General features: G+C 66.0%; 12 protein-coding genes. 4 read left to right on the top strand and 8 right to left on the bottom strand.

Annotated features, from left to right (window positions below):
* Position 1: 1 nt before the first annotated feature.
* Entirely contained in the window at positions 2-2209 is a 2208-nt protein-coding gene (locus V6F88_RS21160; RefSeq protein ID WP_332611986.1) for an ATP-dependent helicase, read from the bottom strand.
* A 91-nt stretch (positions 2210-2300) separates the two neighbouring features.
* Between V6F88_RS21160 and V6F88_RS21155 the strand changes: the two genes are divergently transcribed.
* Positions 2301-3197 (top strand): DUF72 domain-containing protein, encoded by an 897-nt coding sequence (locus V6F88_RS21155; protein WP_332611985.1) that lies wholly within the window; start codon positions 2301-2303, stop codon positions 3195-3197.
* Between the two features lie 10 nt (positions 3198-3207).
* On the opposite strand, the gene pdxR is transcribed toward V6F88_RS21155, so the two are convergent.
* Positions 3208-4701: a MocR-like pyridoxine biosynthesis transcription factor PdxR gene (gene pdxR / locus V6F88_RS21150; RefSeq protein ID WP_442880371.1), complete on the bottom strand. Its 1494-nt coding sequence runs from the start codon at positions 4699-4701 to the stop codon at positions 3208-3210.
* Positions 4702-4796: 95 nt separating this feature from the next.
* On the opposite strand from pdxR, the gene V6F88_RS21145 reads away from it, so the two are divergent.
* The 3 genes from V6F88_RS21145 to V6F88_RS21135 all read left to right on the top strand — a co-directional run bounded on the left by V6F88_RS21145 (position 4797) and on the right by V6F88_RS21135 (position 8743).
* Entirely contained in the window at positions 4797-6059 is a 1263-nt protein-coding gene (locus V6F88_RS21145; RefSeq protein ID WP_332611984.1) for a 4-aminobutyrate--2-oxoglutarate transaminase, read from the top strand.
* 159 nt (positions 6060-6218) lie between these two features.
* Positions 6219-7688: an NAD-dependent succinate-semialdehyde dehydrogenase gene (locus tag V6F88_RS21140; RefSeq protein WP_219990574.1), complete on the top strand. Its 1470-nt coding sequence runs from the start codon at positions 6219-6221 to the stop codon at positions 7686-7688.
* Positions 7689-7885: 197 nt separating this feature from the next.
* Positions 7886-8743 (top strand): inositol monophosphatase family protein, encoded by an 858-nt coding sequence (locus V6F88_RS21135; protein WP_332611983.1) that lies wholly within the window; start codon positions 7886-7888, stop codon positions 8741-8743.
* 142 nt (positions 8744-8885) lie between these two features.
* On the opposite strand, the gene V6F88_RS21130 is transcribed toward V6F88_RS21135, so the two are convergent.
* From V6F88_RS21130 to V6F88_RS21105, 6 genes are all read right to left on the bottom strand, one after another.
* Positions 8886-9704, bottom strand: a complete 819-nt coding sequence (locus V6F88_RS21130) for an NAD-dependent protein deacetylase (protein ID WP_332611982.1) — start codon at positions 9702-9704, stop codon at positions 8886-8888.
* Positions 9705-9723: 19 nt separating this feature from the next.
* The gene (epsC, locus tag V6F88_RS21125; RefSeq protein ID WP_332611981.1) at positions 9724-10671 is read right to left on the bottom strand and encodes a serine O-acetyltransferase EpsC; all 948 of its coding nucleotides are present in this window, start codon (positions 10669-10671) and stop codon (positions 9724-9726) included.
* A gap of 148 nt (positions 10672-10819) precedes the next feature.
* The gene (gene galE, locus V6F88_RS21120; protein ID WP_332611980.1) at positions 10820-11893 is read right to left on the bottom strand and encodes a UDP-glucose 4-epimerase GalE; all 1074 of its coding nucleotides are present in this window, start codon (positions 11891-11893) and stop codon (positions 10820-10822) included.
* An 11-nt stretch (positions 11894-11904) separates the two neighbouring features.
* Positions 11905-13572, bottom strand: a complete 1668-nt coding sequence (gene pgi, locus V6F88_RS21115; protein ID WP_332611978.1) for a glucose-6-phosphate isomerase — start codon at positions 13570-13572, stop codon at positions 11905-11907.
* 13 nt (positions 13573-13585) lie between these two features.
* Positions 13586-14989: a phosphomannomutase/phosphoglucomutase gene (locus V6F88_RS21110; RefSeq protein ID WP_332611976.1), complete on the bottom strand. Its 1404-nt coding sequence runs from the start codon at positions 14987-14989 to the stop codon at positions 13586-13588.
* 20 nt (positions 14990-15009) lie between these two features.
* Positions 15010-17271 carry a GNVR domain-containing protein gene (locus V6F88_RS21105; RefSeq protein ID WP_332611975.1) on the bottom strand — a complete coding sequence of 754 codons (2262 nt, stop codon included), beginning with the start codon at positions 17269-17271 and terminating at the stop codon, positions 15010-15012.
* Positions 17272-17275 lie beyond the last annotated feature (4 nt).

Below are 17275 nucleotides of genomic sequence, written 5' to 3'. Positions count from 1 at the left end.
GCTATGAGAACAGGTTGCGCACCCTGCGGGTGACGTCGATGGCCGGAGCCTGCGCCTCTTTGGGCTGCGCGCCGGCAGGCAGGTCGCCCAGCGCCGGCGGCCGGGGCAGGTGTTCAAACAGCGGCAGCATGGCGTTGGTGATGTAGCGCGTGCGCGAACCGTACACATGGCGGTCGCCCATGCCCGTCTGCTGGTGCACGTAAAAGCGCTGCGGCACGATCAGTTGCAGCCGTTCCTTGGCGCGCGTCATGGCCACGTACAACAGGCGCCGTTCTTCTTCGATCTCTTCGGCGGTGCCGGTGCTCATGTCGGACGGGATGCAGCCATCGACCACGTTCAGCACATAAACAGCCTTCCATTCCTGGCCCTTGGCCGAGTGAATGGTGGACAGGATCATGTAGTCCTCGTCGCGCGAGGGCGCGCCGGATTCGTCGCTGGTGGCGTCGGGGGGATCCAGCGTCAACTCGGTCAAAAAGCGTTCGCGCGACGGGTAGCCCGCCGCCAGCCGCACCAGCTGGTCCAGGTCGGTCTTGCGCACCCGCGCATCGTCATACAGGCGTTCAAGCTGGCCGGCGTACCAGCGCAGCGCCAGATCCACGTCGGCGGGCCAGCGCAGGCCCGGGTCGCACAGGGCCGCATAGGTGTCGGCGAAGGCGCCCCATTCCTGCTGGGCCGCCGCGCCGGGTTTGAACTCGCGCAGCGCGCGCAGCGGCTCGGGGCTGGCGGCCATGGCGTCCATCAGCTTGCCGGCGGTGGCCGGGCCGATGCCGGGCATCAGTTGCGCGACGCGAAAACCCGCCATGCGGCCACGCGGGTTCTCGGCCCAACGCAACAGCGACAGCAGGTCCTTGACATGCGCGGCTTCCAGAAAGCGCAGCCCGCCAAACTTGACGAAGGGAATATTGCGCCGGGTCAGCTCCAGTTCCAACGCGGCGCTATGGCTGGCCGTGCGAAACAGCGCGGCTTGCGACTTCAGGGTGGCGCCGCCCTCGCGCTGCGCCAGCACCTGGTCGGCGACCCAACGCGCCTGCCCGGCTTCGTCGCTGACGGTGACCAGTTCGGGCAACTGCGACGAGACGCGATCGGTCCAGAGGTCTTTGGCGAAGCGTTCGGTGGCCAGGCCGATCACGGCGTTGGACGCATTCAGGATGGGCTGGGTCGACCGGTAGTTGCGGTCCAGCGTGATGACGCGGGCGGGTTTGGGAAACTGCGCGGGAAAATCCAGGATGTTGCGCACGGTGGCGGCGCGGAACGAATAGATGGATTGCGCGTCATCGCCCACCACCGTCAGGCCGCGCCCGTCGGGCTTCATGGCCAGCAGAATGGCGGATTGCAGGCGGTTCGTGTCCTGGTATTCATCCACCAGCACGTGGTCAAAGCGCGCGCCCACATCGGCGGCGATGCCCGGGTCCGTCATCATCTCGGACCAATACAGCAGCAGGTCGTCGTAGTCGAGCACCTGCTGGTCCTGCTTGGCGGCCACATAGCCGCGAAACAGCGTCTTCAATTCTTCTTCCCACTGCGCGCACCAGGGGAATGACGTTTTCAGCACGTCGGCCACCGGGGTCTGGCTGTTGACCACGCGCGAATAAATCGCCAGGCAGGTGCCCTTCAAGGGAAATCGGGATTTGGTGGATGACAGGCCTTGTTCATGGCGGACCATGCCCATCAGGTCTTCGGCGTCGCCGCGATCATGAATGGTGAACGCTTCAGACAGGCCGATGCGCAGTGCGCAGTCGCGCAGCAGCCGCGCGCCGATTGCGTGGAAGGTGCCTGCCCAAGGCAGCGACGGCGCCTGCTGCGATCCGCGCAGGTTCATCACGCGTTGCAACACCGAGCCCACGCGCCGGTCCATTTCCTGGGCCGCGCGGCGCGAGAACGTCAGCAGCAGCATGCGCTGGGGGTCGGCGCCGTTCAGGATCAGGTGGGCCACGCGGTGCGCCAGCGTGTTGGTCTTGCCGGAGCCGGCCCCGGCGATCACCAGCAGCGGGCCGTCGTCGGCCGCCGCGTCCGCGGGCGAACTCAAGCCAGAACCCAGGCCCGTGCTTGAGCCTGCGCTTGAGCCTGCGCTTGAGCCTGCGCTTGAGCCCGCGCTTGAGCCCGCGCTTAAGCCCGACTTAACGCCGTATTCGGCGGCTTCGCGCTGGGCGGGGTTCAGATCGGCAAGGGGATCGGGGCGGGTGTTGGGAGAGGGGTCGTGGTCGGGCATGGCGGCAAGTAGGCCAAATGACTGGCTATTTATCCAGCTATCATAGCAGCGTCGTCGCCCTGCCCCACGCCCCATCCGCCACCCTTTTGTCATGCGTATCCTGACCGGCACCGCCTCCTGGACCGATCCCACCCTGCTTGCCTGCGGGCGCTTTTATCCGCCCGACGCGCGCGGCGCCGAGGCGCGGCTGCGCTTTTACGCGTCGCGCTTTTCGATGGCGGAAATCGATTCCAGCTACTACGCCCTGCCCTCGGCCAACAATGCCTATCTGTGGGCGCAGCGCACGCCGGATGACTTCGTCTTCAACATCAAGGCGTTCCGCTTGTTCACCGGCCACCAGACGCCGCTGGCTGCCCTGCCCGGGGACATCGCGCGCGAGCTTGACGATTGGCCGGACCCAATCATCTACCACCGCCAGATGCCCGAAGACCTGCGCGACGAAATGTGGCGCCGCTACCAACTGGCGCTGGAACCGCTGCGGATGCCGGGCAAGCTGGGCGCGGTGCATTTTCAATTTCCCCCGTGGATCCGGCGCGACGCGCGGGGACGCGCGCACGTGGCCGACTGCGCGGCGCGCATGCAAGAGCATCTGATCTCGGTGGAATTTCGCCATCGCAGCTGGTTCGACAGCCCGGGCGCCATCGCCGACACGCTGGCTTTCGAACGCGATCTGGGCGTGGTGCATACGGTCGTGGACGCGCCGCGGGGCTTTGAAAATACCGTGCCCGCCATCTGGGAAAGCACGCATCCCGATCTGACGCTGCTGCGACTGCATGGCCGCAATGCCGATGCATGGAACGCGTCGGGCAGCGCGTCGTCGGGCCGCTTTCAGTATGAATACACAGAGCAGGAGCTTGCCGAACTGGTTGAACGCTTCACGCGGCTGGCCACGCAAAGCAGCCAGGCGCATGCCGTTTTCAACACCAACTTCGAAGACCAGGGCATGCGCAACGCGGCGGCATTCGGCGCGGCGCTGCCGCTGTTCTAGGCGGGCCGCGTCAAGCGGCCGCGGGCTTGCGGGCCACTTCAGCCAGGCTTTCCAGCAGCACTTCAAACTTGCGCGCAATATCGTGTTCGGGCACACAGGCATAACCCAGCAGCAGGCCGGGCCGCCGCCCTTCGGCATTGACGTAGTAGCGCGACAGCGCGCGCGTCAGCACCCCCTTGCCGCGCGCCACGTCCACCACCCGCAGGTCGTCCATGTCCGGCGGCAGGGTCAGCACCAGGTGCAGACCGGCCATGCTGGCGTCGCGATGCAGCCATTCCGGCCCCAGCCGGCGTTCGATCAAATTGACCAGCATCGCGCGGCGCCGCCCGTACAGCATGCGCATGCGGCGGATGTGCGCGGCGTAATGGCCTTCGGAAATGAAGGTGGCCAGCGCCGCGTGCGTCATGAGATGGCCTTCACGATACAGCTCGGCGTGCGCGGCCTGGAACGCGGCGGTCAGCGGCTTGGGCAAGACCAGATAGCCCACGCGCAAGCCCGGGTACAGCGTCTTGCTGAACGTGCCCATATAGATGACGGGCGCGTTGGGTTCCAGCCCCAGCAATGAGGCAATGGGTCGGCCCGAGAAGCGGAATTCGCTGTCGTAATCGTCTTCGATGATCCAGCTGCCGCTTTGCCGCGCCACGGCCAGCAACTGCCGGCGACGCGCCAGCGACATCACCGGACCCAGCGGATATTGATGCGACGGCGTGACGAAGATGAAGCGCGGGGGCGTGCCGCCGGGCTCGGGCAGGCGCATGCCCTCTTCGTCCACCGGCAGGTGCACGGTGTGCAGGCCGTTGACTTGCAGGATGGTGCGCGCGCCCCAGTAGCCCGGATCTTCGACCCAGGCGGTTTCGCCGGCTTCGCCCAGGATGCGCGTAGTCAGGTCGATGGCCTGGTGCGAGCCTTCGGTGATGATGATCTGATCGGGGTCGCAGTCGATGGAACGCGTCAGCGCCAGATGCTGGGCCAGCGCTTCGCGCAGCGCGGGCAGGCCGCCGCCGTAGGCATAGGTCAAGAGATCGGGCGACGGGTTGCGCCATAGATTGCTGACGATGCGGCCAAATTTCTTGTGGGGAAATTCGGTCAGGTCGGGCACGCCGGGCATGAAGGCGCCCCACTGGTAGGGCGAAGCCGACACGCCTTCGACAATGGCCGCGCCGCGTGGTGACAGCGCGGGCCCCGGTTGCGCCTGCGCGGGCTGGCGCAGGCGCCGCCCGCTGGCCAGGTAGGAATCAGGCACCGACGCATTCACGAATGTGCCGTTGCCCTGGCGGCTGCGCGTATAGCCCTCGGCAAGCAACTGGCTATAGACGTGGACCACGGTATTGCGGGCAATGCCCAGCTCTGTTGCCAGGTCGCGGGACGCGGGCAAACGTGAGTCCGCGGCAATGGCTCCATCCAGGATCGCTTCGCGTATCCCACGGTACAAGCGCTTGTTCATGGGCTCGCTGGATCCGTCCGCCAGACGCAGCAGCAGCAAGTCACCTACAATGGACCGCAATTGGTTCTACCTGTTTTATCAAAGTGGTTCCCACAAATGGGGCCATCGTAGCATTAAATAAGGTTTTCCCGCCCACCCTGTTCATCGAGGCTGAGATGAAGAATCAAGACCTGAATACCCGCCGTTCTTTGGCCACGCCGCGCGGCGTTGGCGTCATGTGCGACTTCTACGCGGTGCGCGCCGAGAACGCCACGCTGTGGGACGCCAACGGCAAGGAATACATCGATTTCGCGGGCGGCATCGCGGTGCTCAACACCGGCCACCTGCACCCCAAGGTCAAGGCCGCCGTGGCCGCCCAGCTGGACAACTTCACGCACACGGCCTACCAGATCGTTCCGTACGAAAGCTACATCTCGCTGGCCGAACGCATCAACCGCCTGGCCCCCATCGACGGCCTGAAGAAAACCGCCTTCTTCACCACCGGCGTCGAAGCCGTTGAAAACGCCATCAAGATCGCACGTTCGTCCACGGGCCGTTCGGGCGTCATCGCGTTCTCGGGTTCGTTCCACGGCCGCACCATGCTGGGCATGGCGCTGACCGGCAAGGTTGCCCCGTACAAGCTGTCGTTCGGCCCGATGCCCGGCGACATCTATCACGTGCCGTTCCCCAACGCCACGCAGTCCATCACCGTTGCCGACTCGCTCAAGGCGCTGGACCTGCTGTTCAAGTGCGACATCGACCCCAAGCGCGTCGCCGCGATCATCATTGAACCGGTGCAAGGCGAAGGCGGCTTCAACATCACCCCGCCCGAACTGATGAGCGCGCTGCGCAAGCTCTGCGACGAGCACGGCATCCTGCTGATCGCCGACGAAGTGCAGACGGGCTTTGGCCGCACCGGCAAGCTCTACGCCATGGAACACCACTCGGTGCAAGCCGACCTGATCACCATGGCCAAGAGCCTGGGCGGCGGCTTCCCGATCTCGGGCGTGGTCGGCCGTGCCGACGTCATGGACGGCCCGGCAGCGGGCGGCCTGGGCGGCACGTACGCCGGCAACCCGCTGGCGGTGGCCGCGGCCCATGCCGTGCTGGACGTGATTGCCGAAGAAAAACTGTGCGACCGCGCCAACGTGCTGGGCGAGAAGCTGCGCGCCCACCTGGAAGGCCTGCGCGCCAAGGTGCCGGCCATTGCCGACGTGCGCGGCCTGGGTTCGATGGTGGCACTGGAACTGAACGACGCCAACGGCAAGCCGGACGCTGAAGCCGTCAAGCGCGTGCAGGCCCGCGCGCTGGAACAAGGGCTTATCCTGTTGAGCTGCGGCGTTTACGGCAACGTGCTGCGTTTCCTGTACCCGCTGACCATCCCCGACGCGCAGTTCGACCGCGCGCTGGAGATTCTGTCCGACGCACTGGCAGCGTAACGGTCTCGGCCTGAACCCTGTTCAAGGGGCCACAGGCACGGTGATTGCGGGCGTTGCGGATCTTTCCGCCGCGCCCGCTGCGCTTTACTGTTGCGCTTTACTGTTGCGCTTTCTTCGCTGCCTTGGCCCCGTTGAATCCCAATCAAGGAGACTTCAATAATGACCGCATTGACCCATCCCCTGTCGCGCCCCGATCTGCTGCGCGACGCCTGCTACATCGACGGCAAGTGGGTTGGCGCCGGCAACGGCGCATCGATCCCGGTTGACAACCCGTCCACCGGCAAGACCATCGTGTCCGTGCCCAAGCTGGGCCGCAAGGAAACCGAACAGGCCATCGCCAGCGCGCAGGCCGCGTTGCCCGCCTGGAGCGCCAAGACCGGCAAGGAACGCGCCGCGATCCTGCTGAAGTGGTCGCAGCTGATGATGCAGAACCAGCAAGACCTGGCTGCGATCATGACGTCGGAACAAGGCAAGCCGGTGACCGAGGCCGCAGGCGAAATCGCCTACGCCGCATCGTTCCTGGAATGGTTTGCCGAAGAAGCCAAGCGCATCGACGGCGACGTGCTGCAAAGCCCGAAGGCCGGCCAACGCCTGTTGGCGCTGAAGCAGCCCATTGGCGTCACCGCCGCCATCACGCCGTGGAACTTCCCGGCCGCCATGATCACCCGCAAGGTCGGCCCGGCACTGGCCGCCGGCTGCACGATGGTAGTCAAGCCGGCGCAGCAGACGCCGCTGACGGCACTGGCGCTGGCCGTGCTGGCCGAAGAAGCCGGCGTTCCGGCAGGCGTGTTCCACGTCATCACCGGCAGCTCGCGCGATATCGGCGCAGCGCTGTGCGAAAGCGATGTGGTGCGCAAGCTGAGCTTCACGGGTTCCACCGAAGTGGGCCGCACGCTGATGGAGCAATGCGCGCCCACAATCAAGAAGCTGTCGCTGGAACTGGGCGGCAACGCGCCGTTCATCGTGTTCGACGACGCCGACCTGGACCGCGCGGTTGACGGCATCCTGGCCTCGAAGTACCGCAACGCCGGCCAGACCTGCGTCTGCGCCAACCGCATCTACGTGCAAGCCGGCGTGTACGAGGAAATCGCCACGCGCCTGGTCGCCAAGGTCAACGCCATGAAGGTCGGCGACGGCTTTGAAGACGGCGTCACGCAAGGCCCGCTGATCGACACCAACGCCATCGAAAAGGTGCAAGAGCACATCGCCGACGCCACCTCGCACGGCGCCAAGGTCATTGCCGGCGGCAAGCCGCATGCGCTGGGCGGCACGTTCTTCGAACCCACGGTGGTGCGCGACGTGACGCAATCGATGCGCTTTGCCACCGAAGAAACCTTCGGCCCGGTAGCCCCGCTGTTCCGCTTCGACACCGAAGAAGAAGTCATCGGCATGGCCAATGACACCATCTTCGGTCTGGCCGCGTACTTCTTCACGCGCGACTACGCCCGCATCTGGCGCGTGTCCGAAGCGCTGGAATACGGCATCGTAGGCATCAACACCGGCCTGATTTCCAACGAAGTCGGCCCGTTCGGCGGCGTCAAGCAGTCTGGCCTGGGCCGTGAAGGTTCCAAGTACGGCATCGAGGAATACCTCGAAATCAAGTACCTGTGCGTGGACCTGGGCGCCTGAGGCCCCAGCCGGTGCGCGGCGCTCGCCGCGCACCGGGGATAAGCGGTTTTCCCCGCCGCTTATCCCCAACAACTGTGGACAACCCGGCAGATAAGTCCTGCACAGCCCGGAAAAGTCCTTTCAATCCAGTCACTTGCGAATCGCGATCAAATGCCGCCCAGGCATGATAGATTTGCGCGTTCCCTGAATGGATCCGTATGAGCAGAACCTTTACCCTTGAGGACACCCGCAAGCTTGCCGCCGTGCTGGCCGAAACGGCCCAGGTGGAAGTCATGCCGCGCTTTCGCAACCTGCCCGAAGGCGCCGTGCGGGGCAAGAGTTCGCCGCGCGATTTGGTCACGGATGCGGACGAGGCCGCCGAACGCATGATCGGCGCCCGTTTGGCCAAGCTGTATCCCGGCGCCGTGCTCATCGGCGAAGAGGCGTCCGCGCGCAACCCTTCGCTGCTGAACATGCTGGTGGACGCCGACCTGGCCTTTTTGATCGACCCGATCGACGGCACCCGCAATTACGTGGCGGGCCTGCCCCTGTTCGGCATGATGATCGCCGCCTGCCATCGCGGCGACGTCATCGCGGGCGTGATCTACGACCCAGTCAACCGCGACAGCGCGCTGGCCGTGCGCGGCGAAGGCGCCTGGATGGAATACGAAAACGGGCGCCGCGCGCCCTTGGCCGTGGCCGGCCCCGCTCCGCTGGAGGACATGGACGGCCTGATCTCGACGGGTGCCCTGCCCGAGCCGCTGCGCACGACCGTCAACGGCCACCTGTCGCGCCTGGGCAGCACGGCGTCGCTGCGCTGCGCCGCCCACGAATACCGCATGCTGGCGGCCGGCCATTGCCACATCGCGCTATACAACCAGCTGACGGCCTGGGACCACGCCGCCGGCTGGCTGCTGCACCGCGAGGCGGGCGGCTATGCGGCACGCTTTGACGGATCGCCCTACAAGCCCACGCACCGCACCGGCGGCCTGCTGTATGCCCCGGACGCCGGCAGTTGGCACGCCGCCCGCCGCGCCCTGTTGGGGGACGGGGCTGAGCTCGCCGATGCAGGATGATCGAAAAACCGGGGGTATTCCCTAGGAATTATCCACAGATCCTGTGGACAACCCTATGGAAAGGTCTGTAACGGCGCCAAAAAACGCTTACAGGACAAGCACTTGCTTAAACCGGTCAAAAACCGGCCGCCGAAAACCCGTGTTACAAGGCCTCCAGCGCGACCGCGCAAGGTTGTTCCACCTTCAGGGTCAAGAGGCCGTCGGCCCGTGTCCGACCCAAGTTGATGGCGGCGATCGGCATGCCATTGCGCGACGCGGCGGTCACGAAGCGATAGCCCGAATACACCATCAAGGACGAGCCCACGACCAGCACCGCATCGGCGCTCATCAGGCCGGCGTTGGCGCGGTCGACACGGTCGCGCGGCACCGTTTCGCCAAAGAACACCACGTCGGGTTTGACGATACCGCCGCAGCGCGGGCACGGCGGCACGGTGAATTGCGAGAAGTCTTCGCCTTCCAGGTCCGCGTCGCCGTCCGGCGCGTCGGTGGCGTCCAGCAACGTCCAGGCGGGGTTGCCGTTTTGCAGCCGGTCTTGCCAGTCGGCGCGCCCACCGCGCCAGTCGCAGTTCATGCAGCGCACTTCATCCAGGCGGCCGTGCAGGTCCACCACGTCGCGGCTGCCCGCCGCCTCGTGCAGGCCGTCCACATTCTGCGTGACCAGCACCGTGATCAAGCCGCGCGCTTGCAGCCGCGCCAGGGCACGATGCGACTCGTTCGGCTGAACGTGGCCAAAGCGCCGCCAGCCCACCATGCTGCGCGCCCAGTAGCGGGCGCGCGCCAGGTCGTCGCCCATGAACGTTTGCAGCGTCATGGGCGGCTTGCGCTTCCATTCGCCTTCGGTATCGCGGTAGTCGGGGATGCCGGAATCGGTGCTGACGCCCGCCCCCGTCAGCACGAACAGCCGCGGGTGGCGGTCGACAAAGCCGCGCAACGCGGCCAGATCCGAGACTTGGGTATCCATCCTGATTCCTACGCTGCGTTCAGCCGCCCAGCCCACAGTCGGGCATGTCGCTGACCAGGCTGGCCTGCGTGACGTTGCTGCCCGGCGGCACGCTGCGCGTAAGCCAGACATTGCCGCCGATGGTCGAGCCCTTGCCGATGGTGACGCGGCCCAGAATGGTTGCGCCCGCGTAGATGACAACGTCGTCTTCGATCAGCGGATGGCGCGGCAGGCCCTTTTTAAGCTCGCCGTTTTCACCGGGCGGGAAGCGCTTGGCGCCCAGCGTCACCATCTGATAGAGCCGCACGCGGTCGCCGATGATGGCCGTTTCGCCTATGACCACACCCGTGCCGTGATCGATGAAAAAGCTGCGGCCGATGGTGGCGCCCGGGTGGATGTCGATGCCGGTATCCGCGTGCGCGATTTCCGCCACGATGCGGGCCAGCATCGGCACGTTCAACCGATACAGCACGTTGGCCAGGCGATGGTGGATCATTGCCGCCACGCCGGGATAGCACAGCAGCACCTCGTCCACGCTGTGCGCGGCCGGGTCGCCCTGGTAGGCGGCGGTCACGTCCAGATCCAGCGCGGCGCGCACGCGCGGCAGCTCGGCGCCAAACTGGCGCACGATTTCGATGGCGCGCCGCTGCGTTTCGGCCGGGTCGACGTGTTCGTGCCGGCCCACGTATTGCAGTTCAAGACAGACCTGATGCAGCAGCGCATCCAGCGCGGCGCCGATGGTATGGCCCACGTAGTAGTCTTCGACTTCTTCACGCAGATCGATCGGCCCCAGGCGCATCGGGAACAAGGCGCCGCAAAGGTCCTTGATGATCTGGCGCAGGCTTTCCTGGGACGGGAATTCACGCAGGCCGGAATCTTCGCGCAGGCGGCCGCGCGGGCCGCGCCAGGCGACGCGCGCTTCGCGCAAGCCGGACACGATGCTGTCCAGGTTCCAGTGGGCGGGGGGAATGTAGGTGGGCCCGTTCATCGCGACTGCCCCTGTGCGGGGCGGGTGGACCCGGGCCGAGTATGGATGTCAAACATGGGAATGCCTCATTGACGGTGCTACGCAATAGTCCCGTCAACTGTAACCGCTGGCGCCCCTTTTTCAACAGGCCTCCGATATGGCATAGGGGTTATGCCACGGCGGCCTGCACGCCCTGGCTGGCGTCGTCCGCCTCGTAGCCTTGTGGATTGCCCTGCTGCCAGCGCCAGCCGTCGGCGCACATTGCCGCCACGTCGTACGTGCTGCGCCAGCCCAACAGCGACTCGGCCAGCGACGGGTCCGCCCAGGTGCGCGCCACATCGCCCGGCCGGCGCGGCATGATCTGCACGGGAATGCGCAAGCCGCTGGCGGCTTCAAAGGCGTGCACCAGTTCCAGCACGCTGGTGCCGTGCCCGGTTCCGAGGTTCACGGCGACAAAGCCGCTCTGGCCGGCGCCGTACGCCAGGGCCTGCACGTGCCCTTGCGCCAGGTCCATGACATGCAGGTAGTCGCGCACGCCGGTGCCGTCAACGGTGTCGTAGTCGTTGCCGAAGACGCGCAGGAACGGCTGGCGGCCTACCGCCACCTGGGTCAGATACGGAAACAGGTTGTTGGGCAGGTCACGCGGGCTTTCGCCGATCTGCCCGCTGGGATGCGCGCCGATCGGGTTGAAGTAGCGCAGCGTCACCGCGCTGAACGTCGGGTCCGCCGTGCAGACATCGCGCAGCATCTCCTCGACCATCAGCTTGGTGCGCCCATACGGATTGGCCGGGGCCAGGGGATGCGCCTCGGTGAACGGCAGGAACCGCGGCTCGCCATAGACGGTGGCCGATGAACTGAACACCAGCCGCGACACGCCCGCCTCGCGCATGGCGCGCAGCAGCGCCATCGAACCCGTGACGTTGTTGTCGTAGTACTTGAGCGGATCGGCCACCGATTCGCCCACGGCCTTGCAGCCGGCCAGATGCAACACCGCCTGCACCGGTTGCCCGCGCGCGGCGGCGTCAGACAGCACGCGCTCGATCAGGCCGGGGGTGCGGATATCGCCTTCGATCAGCGCTATCGGCTGCCCGCAAAGCTGTTCGACGCGGCGCACGGCCTCGCGGCTGCCGTTGCTGAAGTTATCCAGCACCAGCGGCCGCTGGCCGGCCGCCAGCATCGCAATCAGCGTATGCGTGCCGATGTAGCCGGCCCCGCCCGTCACCAGCACGTGCATGTCTGGCATCGCCGCCCCCGTCAAAGATGCGCCGCCACGCCCGGCACCCAGGCATGACGCGGACGCGGCGCCTGGGTGTGGCTGCGATAGCGGTCGATCCAGTACGAGGTGGACGCGTCATGGCCCCAATCGACCACGCCCGCCGACACCGGCACCGCCAGCTCGCGGTCGATGCCCGTGGCCAGCCGCTTGCCCAGCTCCACGCCGAACTGGTCGAAGGGGTTGATGCCCCACACCACGCTTTGCACGAAGACCTTGTGTTCGTACAAGGCCAGCAAGGCACCCAGGCCACGCGGGTCCAGCTGGCGCAGCACGATCAGCGTGGACGGCCGGCCGCCCGGGTGCACCATGTGTTGGGCAAGGCTCAACGCGCGTTCCTGGTCGTCGATGTGGGCGACGTCCTGCAACGCTTGTTCAAGGTTCTTGCCGCGCAGCAGCGCCTGACGCTGCGCCAGGCAGTTGGCCAGCAGATGGCGATGGGCGTCGGGGCTGTCGGCATGGCCTTGCAGGCTGGCGATGAAATCCACCGGCGCGCCATCTTCGCTTTGATGCAGCCACTGGAAGAAGGTGTGCTGGCCGTCGGTGCCCGGCATGCCCCAGATGATCGGGGCCGTGGGCACGCCCACCGCCGTCCCATCACCCGCGACACGCTTGCCCAGCGATTCCATTTCCAGCTGCTGCAAATAGGTCACCAGGTGCAGCAGACGCGCGCTGTACGCGGCAATGTTCAGCGAGTTGTAGCCCAGCACGCTGCAATTGACCAAGCCGGCCAGGGCCAGCTGAATCGGGGCGTTCGCGGCGAAGGGGGCATTCTGGAAATGCTGGTCCATCGCCTCGGCGCCCGCGCGCATGCCGATCAGCACGTCGGCGCCCACCGTCAGCGCAATCGACAAGCCGGCCACCGACCACACGGAATAACGCCCGCCCACCCAATCGCACATCTTGAAGGTCTGGCTGGCCGGCACGCCCAAGGCGCGCGCGGCCGACACGTTGGCGGTCACGGCCGCCAGGTGTTCGGACACGTCCGCCACCCCGCCCTGCTTGAGCCACGCGATCGCGGCGCGCGCGTTGTGCATGGTCTCGGACGTGGTGAACGACTTGGACGAAATCACCACCAGGCAGCGGCGCGGGTCCAGGCCCGCCACCGCGTCATGGAAGGCGTGGCCGTCGATATTGGACACGAAGCGGATCTGGCGGCGTTGCGACGGCCCGCCGAACGCCTGGACCGCCAGGCGCGGACCCCAGTCGCTGCCGCCGATGCCAATATGGAGCACGGTTGAAAAATCTGCCGTCTGGTCCACGCGGCGCACGAAATCGCTCATGCGCGAATATTCGCAGACGGAATCGGCGTCCAGCCCGTCCGGTTGCTCGGGCGTGCGCCCGGCGCGCACGGCCGTGTGCCAGGCGGGTCGGCCTTCGGTCCAGTTGACGGGTTCGCCCGTGAACAACGAATGGCGGGCGTCCGCCAGCCCGCGCGCTTGCAGCAGGTTCAATGCCGCCGCTTCCAGCGCGGGCGATTGCCGTTGCATGGTCAGGTCCACGCACAAACCGGCTGCTTCAATGACTTTCAGCGTGTTGGCGTCAAGTTCGGCGGCCTCGGCAGCCTGCGCGAACGCCTGCCACTCAGGGCTCTGCGCCAGGCCGGAATCCGCCCTTAACGCCTCAATCGCAAAATTGGCCTTTCCCATCGCGTGATGCTCCTTAGAACGGTAAACGAACGAGAGGTGCAATGCGCCGGAACGCGTTGCGGAAATCCTCCTCGATCCGGGCCAGTGCGGCCACGGTGTCTCCTTCAAAACGCAAAACCACCGTCGGCGTGGTGTTCGATGGACGCGCCAGGCCAAAGCCGTCGGCGTAGTCCACCCGAACGCCGTCCAGGTCGTTGATGGAGACCGCGCTGGGGAATTCCCCTTGTTCGCGCAGCAGCTTCACCAGTTCGAACTGTTCGCCTTCGGCGGTGTCCAGCTTGATTTCGGGGGTCGCGCAGGACTGCGGCAAGCCTTCAAGCAGGGCAGACGGGTCCGGCGCAGCGGACAGGATCTCCAGCAGCCGGGCGGCGGCGTAGATCCCATCGTCAAAGCCGTACCAGCGCTCCTTGAAAAACATGTGACCGCTCATCTCTCCAGCAAGTAGCGCTCCCGACTCACGCATCTTGGCTTTGATGAGTGAATGCCCGGTCTTGCACATGGTCGGTTTGCCCCCGGCCTCGAAGATGGCGCGGGCCACGTGGCGGCTGCATTTCACGTCGTAAAGCACTTCCGCGCCGGGGTTGCGGGACAGCACGTCGCGGGCGAACAAAATCAGCTGCCGATCCGGCCAGATGATCTGTCCCGATTTTGTCACCACGCCCAGCCGGTCGCCGTCGCCGTCGAACGCCAGCCCGACCTCGCAATCGGAATAGCGCAGGCAATAAATCAGGTCCTGGAGGTTCTGCGGGTCGGCCGGGTCGGGGTGGTGGCCGGGAAACGAACCGTCCACCTCGCAGAACAATTCGGTGACTTCGCATCCCAGGGCGCGAAACAGCGCCGGCGCCACCGCGCCCGCCACGCCGCTGCCGCAGTCGATGGCGATCTTCATCGGGCGCGCCATGCGGATGTCGCCCACCAGACGCGCGGCGTAGCAGGGTTGAATCTGCATCTGCGTGCGCCCGCCGGACACGCTGGCCGATTCGATCGGCAGGCGCATCGCGTCGCGCAAGGCGGTAATGCCCTCGCCGTACAGCGACGCGCCGTCCAGCACGATCTTGAAGCCGTTATGGGCGGGCGGGTTGTGGCTGCCCGTGACGGCGATGCCCGCGCCCGTGTCCATCAGCCGCGTGGCGAAATACACCATCGGCGTGGTGGCCATGCCGATGTCGATGACATGCATGCCCGCCGAACGCAGCCCGGCCTGCAACGCCGCCGCCAGCTCAACGCTGCTCAAGCGGCCATCGCGCCCCACCACCATCGACCGCGCCCCCAGCTCGCGCGCCTTGGTGCCGGCCGCCATGCCCAGGCTGTGCGCGAAGCGCGCGTCAATTTCGTCCGGCACCGTGCCGCGTATGTCGTAAGCCTTGAAAACCGCATCCAGAATTTGCGGGGTATCCCAGCCAAAAGTTCCGTGCATGCCAGTTTCTCCGGGTGGCGTTACTTGGGACCGTTCTGTTTGAAATCGCCGTAATACGCCGCACGGGAGTATCGATAATTCCCATACTTGGACCGGAAGCCAAAGCGTTCCGGCATCAGTTTCAAGCCGTTGAACAGCACGCCGTCCACCGGCGCGCCGGCCTGGATCAGGCGCTTGGCCGTTTCACGGATTTCGCCCACCGTGTTCATCCCCGAGCGCACCACCACCATGACGGCGGCGGCATGCGTGCCAACCACGGCCGCATCGGGCGAGGACAGCACCGGCGCCGTGTCCAGGATCACCATGTCGTATTGCGAGGACAGCTCGCGCAAGGTGGCGCCGAACACGGGCGAAGCCAGCAGCTCGGACGGATCGAAGGTGACCGCGCCGGTGGCGATGAAGTCCACGCCTTCGGACACGCTGTGCTTTCTGACGCGCGTCAACGGGATCGTGCCGGACAGCACTTCGAACAAGCCGTCTTCCTTGGGCACGCCGAAATAGCGGTTCAGCTGACCCTTGCGGAAGTCGGCGTCGATCAGCAGCACGCGCTTGCCCACGCCGCCCTGGATGAAGGCAAAGTTGGCCGACAGGAACGACTTGCCCACGCCCGCCACCGGGCCGGTGAACATGACCATGTTGTTGGCGGACTGGCGCAGCGACGCTTGCAGCACGTTGCGGAACGATCGCAGGCTTTCGATAGGTGGCGCGTTGCCCTGGCTTTGCGCCAGCAGCGCGGGCACCGTGGCGTTCTTGCGGCGGCTGCGGCGCCACAGCTTGTCCTGCATGTCGCTGTACGGAATGGCGGCCAGCACCGGCAGGCCCGTGTAGCGTTCAACGTCGTCGGGTTCCGACAGGCCGCCGAACAGCGCATTGCGCACAAAGGCGCACAGCATGCCGAAGATCAAACCGATGGCCGTGGCCACGCCGATAATGATCGCGGCCTTGGGGCGCACGGGGCGGTCCGGCTGCACGGCGGCATCCAGGATGCGCACGTTGCCGACCTTGCCGGCGCGGATCAAGCGCAGTTGCTGGGCGTTGTTCAGCAAGCCCGTGTACAGCTCGGTGTTGACGCGCACATCACGCACCAGGCGCACCACGTCCTGCTCCAGGTCGGGCAGCGCCTTGATGTTGTTGCCGATGCGGCTGACGTCACCCGACAGCGACGCGATCTGGCGATCGATCGCGACGATGCTGGGGTGCGTGGGGGCAAAGCGCGTGATCAGCTCCTGGCGCTTGGAGCGCAGCTCCATCACCTTGGTCTGCGCGTCCACCGACTGCGCCAGGATCAGCTTGGCTTCTTCGGACAGGTCGATGGTGCCGCGCTTGTTGCGCAAGGCGTTGTACTTGGTTTCGGCCGCGTCCAGCTCGCCCTTCAGGATGGGCAGTTGCTGTTCCAGGAAGCCCAGCGATTTCTCGGCCTGCGCCGCTTTACGGTTGACGTTCTGCTGCACGTATTCCTGGCCGATCTGGTTCAGCACGGCCGTGGTCAGTGCCGGGTCGTTGCCTTCCAGCGTGACGCCGATCACACCCGATGCGCGGCCTCGTTCAAAGATGCCCAGGTGCGATTGCACGTTTTCGATCGCCGCCAGGCGCGAGCTGCGCGAGATCGTGAACTCGGTGCCGGGCCGGCCCGTCAACGCGTCGATATGCACGTCCATCGCGCCCCCGCCGGGCAACAGGAAATGTTCGGGCTTGCCCACCGCGCCGCTGAACGTGGCGCCCGTGAACTTGTCCGTCAACGTGTAGCGGCCCTCGCCTTGCGTGGTCACGCGAAACGGCTTGCCCAGCCATTCGTTGGGCACGTCCAGCTGCGAGATCGCAATCTGTTCGCCGCCCCACGCATAGCCGCCGCGCGGCAGGCTGGACGGATACGGCAACGCTTCATAGCGCTGCGCAAGCCATTCGCCCACCACGGGGAAATAACGCGGCTTGGCGTGGATGTACAACAGGAACTTGTCCACGGCCGGCCCCACCACCATGCGCGAACGCAGCACTTCCATTTCGCCCGAGGTCTCTGCCTTGGTGTCGAACATGGCGGACACGTCGCCCAGCAGGCTCCGCGCCTGGCCGTTCGGCATCTCTTCTTCGACCTGCACGATGATGTCGGCCGAATACACGGATGGGGTCACCATCACATAGGCCAGCGCGCCCAGGAAGGCGAGCAAGGTGATCCCAAGGATCATCCAACGATTCGAAATGATGGCGTCCACGTGCGAGGACAGCGGGGTTTCCTGCTGGCGAGCCGGGACGTTCGGCTCGAATGCTTCGATGGGCAACGACATGCAG

Origin of the sequence: Achromobacter sp. ESBL13 (assembly GCF_036668755.1) — a bacterium.
GTDB lineage: Bacteria > Pseudomonadota > Gammaproteobacteria > Burkholderiales > Burkholderiaceae_B > Achromobacter.
This window is presented reverse-complemented; position numbering and strand designations above follow the sequence as displayed.

Excerpts from the sequence above, each read along its gene's own strand:
- V6F88_RS21160 (WP_332611986.1), bottom strand. The coding sequence starts at position 2,209 with ATGCCCGACCACGACCCCTCTCCCAACACCCGCCCCGATCCCCTTGCC.
- V6F88_RS21155 (WP_332611985.1), top strand. The coding sequence starts at position 2,301 with ATGCGTATCCTGACCGGCACCGCCTCCTGGACCGATCCCACCCTGCTT.
- V6F88_RS21145 (WP_332611984.1), top strand. The coding sequence starts at position 4,797 with ATGAAGAATCAAGACCTGAATACCCGCCGTTCTTTGGCCACGCCGCGC.
- V6F88_RS21140 (WP_219990574.1), top strand. The coding sequence starts at position 6,219 with ATGACCGCATTGACCCATCCCCTGTCGCGCCCCGATCTGCTGCGCGAC.
- V6F88_RS21135 (WP_332611983.1), top strand. The coding sequence starts at position 7,886 with ATGAGCAGAACCTTTACCCTTGAGGACACCCGCAAGCTTGCCGCCGTG.
- V6F88_RS21130 (WP_332611982.1), bottom strand. The coding sequence starts at position 9,704 with ATGGATACCCAAGTCTCGGATCTGGCCGCGTTGCGCGGCTTTGTCGAC.
- epsC (WP_332611981.1), bottom strand. The coding sequence starts at position 10,671 with ATGAACGGGCCCACCTACATTCCCCCCGCCCACTGGAACCTGGACAGC.
- galE (WP_332611980.1), bottom strand. The coding sequence starts at position 11,893 with ATGCCAGACATGCACGTGCTGGTGACGGGCGGGGCCGGCTACATCGGC.
- pgi (WP_332611978.1), bottom strand. The coding sequence starts at position 13,572 with ATGGGAAAGGCCAATTTTGCGATTGAGGCGTTAAGGGCGGATTCCGGC.
- V6F88_RS21110 (WP_332611976.1), bottom strand. The coding sequence starts at position 14,989 with ATGCACGGAACTTTTGGCTGGGATACCCCGCAAATTCTGGATGCGGTT.
- V6F88_RS21105 (WP_332611975.1), bottom strand. The coding sequence starts at position 17,271 with ATGTCGTTGCCCATCGAAGCATTCGAGCCGAACGTCCCGGCTCGCCAG.